5 protein-coding genes and 1 pseudogene (1 of these 6 running past the window's edge) are annotated in these 5,382 nt (G+C 76.4%); 3 read left to right on the top strand and 3 right to left on the bottom strand.

What is annotated here, in order from left to right; all coding sequences use genetic code 11:
• The first annotated feature begins 152 nt into the window (after positions 1 to 152).
• Positions 153 to 1,445, top strand: coding sequence for a DUF6986 family protein (locus tag ACFW1I_RS24935; protein ID WP_384673787.1), 1,293 nt, complete (start codon positions 153 to 155; stop codon positions 1,443 to 1,445).
• Between the two features lie 15 nt (positions 1,446 to 1,460).
• Here the strand turns inward: ACFW1I_RS24935 and ACFW1I_RS24930 are convergent, their stop codons facing one another.
• Complete coding sequence (locus tag ACFW1I_RS24930; RefSeq protein WP_384673784.1) at positions 1,461 to 2,507, bottom strand: LacI family DNA-binding transcriptional regulator; 1,047 nt, start codon at positions 2,505 to 2,507, stop codon at positions 1,461 to 1,463.
• A 117-nt stretch (positions 2,508 to 2,624) separates the two neighbouring features.
• On the opposite strand from ACFW1I_RS24930, the gene ACFW1I_RS24925 reads away from it, so the two are divergent.
• Positions 2,625 to 3,635 (top strand): ROK family protein, encoded by a 1,011-nt coding sequence (locus tag ACFW1I_RS24925; protein WP_384673782.1) that lies wholly within the window; start codon positions 2,625 to 2,627, stop codon positions 3,633 to 3,635.
• A 19-nt stretch (positions 3,636 to 3,654) separates the two neighbouring features.
• Here the strand turns inward: ACFW1I_RS24925 and ACFW1I_RS24920 are convergent, their stop codons facing one another.
• The gene (locus tag ACFW1I_RS24920) at positions 3,655 to 3,894 is read right to left on the bottom strand and encodes a hypothetical protein (RefSeq protein WP_384673779.1); all 240 of its coding nucleotides are present in this window, start codon (positions 3,892 to 3,894) and stop codon (positions 3,655 to 3,657) included.
• Positions 3,895 to 4,030: 136 nt separating this feature from the next.
• Here ACFW1I_RS24920 and ACFW1I_RS24915 point away from each other — a divergent pair, with 136 nt between their 5' ends.
• Positions 4,031 to 5,068, top strand: coding sequence for an NUDIX domain-containing protein (locus tag ACFW1I_RS24915; protein WP_384673851.1), 1,038 nt, complete (start codon positions 4,031 to 4,033; stop codon positions 5,066 to 5,068).
• A gap of 9 nt (positions 5,069 to 5,077) precedes the next feature.
• Here ACFW1I_RS24915 and ACFW1I_RS24910 read toward each other — a convergent pair.
• Positions 5,078 to 5,382, bottom strand: a pseudogene (locus ACFW1I_RS24910) (MBL fold metallo-hydrolase) (it continues 508 nt past the right edge of the window).

Here is a 5,382-nt window from a genome sequence, read left to right as displayed (position 1 = left end):
CCTCCGCCCCGCCGTCCCCCCCCCTCTCCCCCCCCCACCCCCCCCAACCCCCCCCCGGCCGTTTCGGTCAACCATTGACGCAGGTCCGACGGCCTACTAACTTCGCTATACGGATTGTTGATTCCGTGAAGCGGAAAACAGGAGGATCAGGGATGGGTCAGCAGGAGAAGGTGTCGACGAGCCTCGCGGGCGCGGTCAGCGAGGGCATCAGCGCCTCCCTCGCCGCGGTGGACGCCGAGCTCGACCGCCGCTACCCGGGCGACCCCGGCACCCGCCAGCCCGTCCACACCGTCTACGTCCCCGGCGACGTCTTCGACGCCGGCACCATCCGCTCCTGGGGCGACCAGGCGCTCGCCGCGCTCGACGAGCACGCCCCGGACGCCGCCTCCTTCGCCGCCGTCCTCGGCCTCTCCGACGACCTCGCCGAGGACGTGTACGCGCGCGTGCGCACCAAGCTGGAGCGCGAGCCGATCGAGGACCTGCGGGTCGACTTCGAGGACGGCTACGCCGGGGCCGAAGAGGACAACGACGCGGCCCGCGCCGCCCGCCTGATCAACGAGGCGTACGCCGGGGGAACCGCCGCCCCCTACATGGGCATCCGGATGAAGTGCATGGAGGCCGCCGTCCGCGACCGCGGCATCCGCACCACCGACGTCTTCCTCACCGGCCTCCTGGAGAGCGGCGGCCTGCCGGACGGCCTCGTCCTCACCCTTCCCAAGGTCACCTACCCCGAGCAGGTCACCGCCTTCGTCCGCCTCCTGGAGGCCTTCGAGAAGGCCCACGGCCTCGACGCCGGCCGGCTCGGCTTCGAGATCCAGATCGAGACCAGCCAGTCCATCCTCGCCGCCGACGGCACCGCCGCCGTCGCCCGCATGATCGACGCCGCCGAGGGCCGCGCCACCGGCCTGCACTACGGCACCTTCGACTACAGCGCCTGCCTCGGCGTCTCCGCCGCCTACCAGGCCAGCGACCACCCGGCCGCCGACCACGCCAAGGCGATCATGCAGGTCGCCGCCGCCGGCACCGGCGTACGCGTCTCCGACGGCTCCACCAACGTGCTCCCGGTCGGCTCCACCGCCCACGTCCACGAGGCGTGGAAGCTGCACTACGGCCTCACCCGCCGTGCCCTGGCCCGCGCCTACTACCAGGGCTGGGACATGCACCCGGGCCACATCCCCACCCGCTACGCCGCCGTCTTCGCCTTCTACCGCGAGGGCTTCGAGACCGCCGCCAAGCGCCTCTCCGCCTACGCCAACCACGCCGGCGGCGACGTCATGGACGAGCCCGCCACCGCCAAGGCCCTCTCCTCCTACCTGCTGCGCGGCCTCCAGTGCGGCGCCCTCGACACCGCGGAGGTCGACGCCCTCACCGGCATGACCCGCGCGGCCCTGGAGCGGTTCGCCGCCCCGCGCCGCGGCGACCTCACGGCCGGCGCCGGCCGCTGACCGCCGGCCGGCCGCTCAGCCGGACGACGGCGGGACCTCGCCCGAGCCCCGGGCGAGGAGCCGGGTCCCGATGACCACCTGGCGGGGCGCCTCGGCGGCCCCGTCCAGGCGCCGGAACAACTGCTGGGCGGCCGTCCTGCCGAGCTCCGCCGGATCCTGCGCGACCACCGTGACGCCCAGGACGTCGCCCAGCTCGACGTCGTCGAAGCCGACCAGTGCCACCGGCGGCCCGTCGTCCCGGGCGGTGCGCCCGGCGAGCACCCGCAGCGCGGTGACGGTGACCCGGTTGTTGCCCGCGAAGACCGCCGTCACCGGCTCCGGCCCGGACAGCATCCCGGCGAGCGCCGCCGCCACCCGCTCCGGATCGGTCGGACCCGGCGCCACCCACCGCTCGTCGACCGGCAGCCCCGCGTCCCGCATCGCCGCGCGGTAGCCGCGCAGCCGCTCCGCGGCGGTGTGGATCCGCGGCCGGTCGCCCACGAAGCCGATCCGCCGGTGCCCGTGGGCGATCAGATGCGCCACCCCCTCCCGGGCCCCGCCGAAACCGTCCGAGAGGACCGCGTCCGCGTCCAGGAGACCGGCCGGACGGTCGGCGAAGACGGTGGCCACGCCCGCCCGCATCTCCGGCTCCAGATAGCGGTGGTCGTCCCCGGCCGGGATCACTATCAGGCCGTCCACCCGGCGCGCGCACAGCGCCAGCGCCAGCTCCCGCTCCCGCTCGGGGTCCTCCGCGCTGGAGCCGTTGATCAGCAGGGTGCCGTGCGCCCGCGCGACCTCCTCGACGGCCCGGCCGAGCTGCCCGTAGAACGGGTCGGCCAGATCCTCCAGGACGAGGCCGATGGTCGCCGTGCGCCCCTTCCGCAGCACCCGCGCGCTGTCGTTGCGGCGGAAGCCGAGCGCGTCGATGGCCTCCCGCACCCGCCCTTCGGTCTCCGGCGTGACCCCCGGCTCGCCGTTCACCACCCGCGAGACGGTCTTGAGGCCGACGCCCGCCCGCGCGGCGACGTCCTTCATCGTGGGCCGGTTGCCGTAGCGGGGCTCGGGGCGGGTGGTCTCGGCCACGGTGCGGGATTCCTCCGTACTGGGGTGCCGGCGGGCGCCGACCGGCGGATCATGCGCCTCCGCCCGAGCATAGGGCCTGGACAACGTTGTCAGACCGGCTCGTGAGAACCTACCTGCATGCCCTCCGCCGCCACTCCCGCACCCGCTCCCGTCGCCACTGCCGCCCCGCTTCCCACCCCCGTGCCGGCCTCCGTCCCCGGCCCCGTGGTCGCCCTCGACATCGGCGGCACCAAGATCGCCGGGGCGCTGGTCGACCCGCGGGGGCGGATCCTGGCCCGGGCCCGGCGGGACACCCCGGCACGGGAGGACGCGGAGACGGTGCTGGCGGCGGTCGCGGAGGTGCTCGACGCCCTCGCGACCTCCCCGTTCTGGGCCGCCGCCGAGGCCGTCGGCATCGGCAGCGCGGGCCCGGTGGACGCCGCCCGGGGCACGGTCAGCCCGGTGAACGTGCCCGGCTGGCGCGACTTCCCGCTGGTCGAGCGGGTCCGGCGGCTCACCGGCGGCCGGCCGGTCACCCTCGTGGGCGACGGCGTCGCCATGACCGCCGCCGAGCACTGGCTCGGCGCCGCCCGCGGCCACGCCAACGCCCTCTGCCTGGTCGTCTCGACCGGCGTCGGCGGCGGTCTCGTCCTCGACGGCCGTCTCCACCCGGGCCCCACCGGCAACGCCGGTCACATCGGCCACCTCAGCGTGGACCTCGACGGCGATCCCTGCGCCTGCGGCAGCCGCGGCTGCGTCGAACGCATCGCCGCCGGCCCCCACATCGCCCGCCGCGCGCTCGACCAGGGCTGGCGGCCCGGCCCCGACGGCGACACCTCCGCCGCCGCGGTGGCCGAGGCCGCGCGCGCCGGGGACCCGGTCGCCGTCGCCGCCTTCGAACGCGCCGCCCGCGCCCTCGCGGCCGGCATCGCCGCGACCGCGCACCTGGTGGAGGTCGACATCGCGGTCGTCGGCGGGGGAGTGGCCGGCGCCGGAGACGTCCTCTTCGCGCCGCTGCGGCGCAGCCTCGCCGACTACGCCACGCTCTCCTTCGCCCGCGGCCTGACGGTCGTCCCCGCCGCCACCGGCACGGACGCGGGCCTCCTCGGCGCCGCCGCCGCGGCCCGCGCCACCCCCGCCGGGGGCTGACCGACCCCGGGCGCCGCGCTCACTCCCGTACGGGAGATGCCCGCTCGGGAGAAGCCCGCTCCGGAGCCACCGGCTCCGCCACCGCCTCCGCCCGCTCGGGCGTCCGCTGCTCCACCACGACCAGGAAGGCGTCGGACGCCAGGTCCATCACCACCCGCGCCGGCACCCCCTCCTCGCGGCACGCGCCCGCGTACTCCTCGGCGGGCCAGTGCCCCCGGGGCCCGCCCGCCGGAAACCGCTCCAGAACCGTACGGTCCATCTCCGCACCCCCTCGTGCTCGGGTGTTCAACGACCTCCGGGCCGGAAGCGTTACGCCTCGGCCCGGACAAGTGTTCGTGGTTTTCGTGGCAGGGTTGCGGGCAAGCCACAGGGGGCCGTCGATGAGGGGGGAAATCGTGATCGTCTGGATCAACGGTGCTTTCGGCGCGGGCAAGTCCAGCACCGCGCGCGAACTGGTCGGACTGATCCCGCACAGCACGCTGTACGACCCCGAGGCGACCGGCGCCGCGCTGCGCGGGCTCCTCCCCGCCAAGCGCCTCGCCGAGGTGGACGACTACCAGGACCTGCCCATCTGGCGCCGGCTCGTCGTCGACACCGCCGCCGCCCTGCACGCCGAGGTCGGCGGGGTGCTCGTCGTCCCGATGACGCTGTTGCGGCAGGAGTACCGGGACGAGATCTTCGGCGGCCTCGCCGCCCGCCGCATCGACGTCCGGCATGTGCTCCTGGCACCGGAGGAAACGATCCTGCGGACGCGTATCGACGGACGCGCGGAGTACGGAGCCCCGGACGTCGACGCCGACGTGCGCCGCTGGTGCCACGACCACATCCCGGCCTACCGGGCCGCCGCGGCCGGCTGGCTCGGCGCCGACGCCCACACCGTCGACACCTCGGCGCTCACCGTCGCCGAGGCCGCCCGGGCCGTCGCCGACGCGGTCCAGGGCGGGCACGCCGCGCCCTGCGGCATCGTCCAGACGCCCGAACCGACCCGAGAGACGCTGGCCGCCGGCGTCCTCCTCTTCGACGAGCAGGACCGCTTCCTGCTGGTCGACCCCACCTACAAACCCGGCTGGGAGTTCCCCGGCGGTGTCGTCGAGTCCGGCGAACCGCCCGCCCGCGCCGGCATGCGCGAGGTCGCCGAGGAGATCGGCCTGGAGCTCGACGCCGTCCCCCGACTGCTCCTCGTCGACTGGGAGCGGCCCCAGCCGCCCGGCTTCGGCGGCCTCCGGCTGCTCTTCGACGGCGGCCGGCTCGCCGCCCGCGACACCGCCCGGCTCCGGCTCCCCGGCGCCGAACTGCGCGCCTGGCGCTTCGTCACCGAGGAGGAGGCCGCCGACCTCCTGCCACCCGTCCGCTACGAGCGCCTCCGCTGGGCCCTGCGCGCGCGGGAACGCGGCACCGTGCTCAACCTGGAGGCGGGCGTACCGGTCGGCTGACCGCCGCCGTCAGAGCACCACGCTCCCCGCCGCCGCGGCCGCCGACAGCTGCTCCGCCGTGTTCTCGGTCACCGCGGGCCCGTGCCCGCAACACAGCACCGACGGCCGCAGTTCCGCCAGCCGCCGCATCGACTCCAGGGCCCGCGCGCGGTCCACGTGGAACACGCCGAAGGTCACCCCCCGCACCGAGGGCCCCGGGGGGGCCCCGCGGAGCCCACCCGGGGGGGGGGGGGGGGGGGGCCCCCCCCCCCGGGGGGGGGGCGGGGGGGGGGCGGCGCGCCCCCCCCCCCCCCCCCCCCCCCCCCCCCCCCCCC

Origin of the sequence: Streptomyces sp. NPDC058955 (genome assembly GCF_042741435.1) — a bacterium.
Taxonomy (GTDB): Bacteria; Actinomycetota; Actinomycetes; order Streptomycetales; family Streptomycetaceae; genus Streptomyces.
This window is presented reverse-complemented; position numbering and strand designations above follow the sequence as displayed.

Excerpts from the sequence above, each read along its gene's own strand:
- ACFW1I_RS24935 (WP_384673787.1), top strand. The coding sequence starts at position 153 with ATGGGTCAGCAGGAGAAGGTGTCGACGAGCCTCGCGGGCGCGGTCAGC.
- ACFW1I_RS24925 (WP_384673782.1), top strand. The coding sequence starts at position 2,625 with ATGCCCTCCGCCGCCACTCCCGCACCCGCTCCCGTCGCCACTGCCGCC.
- ACFW1I_RS24920 (WP_384673779.1), bottom strand. The coding sequence starts at position 3,894 with ATGGACCGTACGGTTCTGGAGCGGTTTCCGGCGGGCGGGCCCCGGGGG.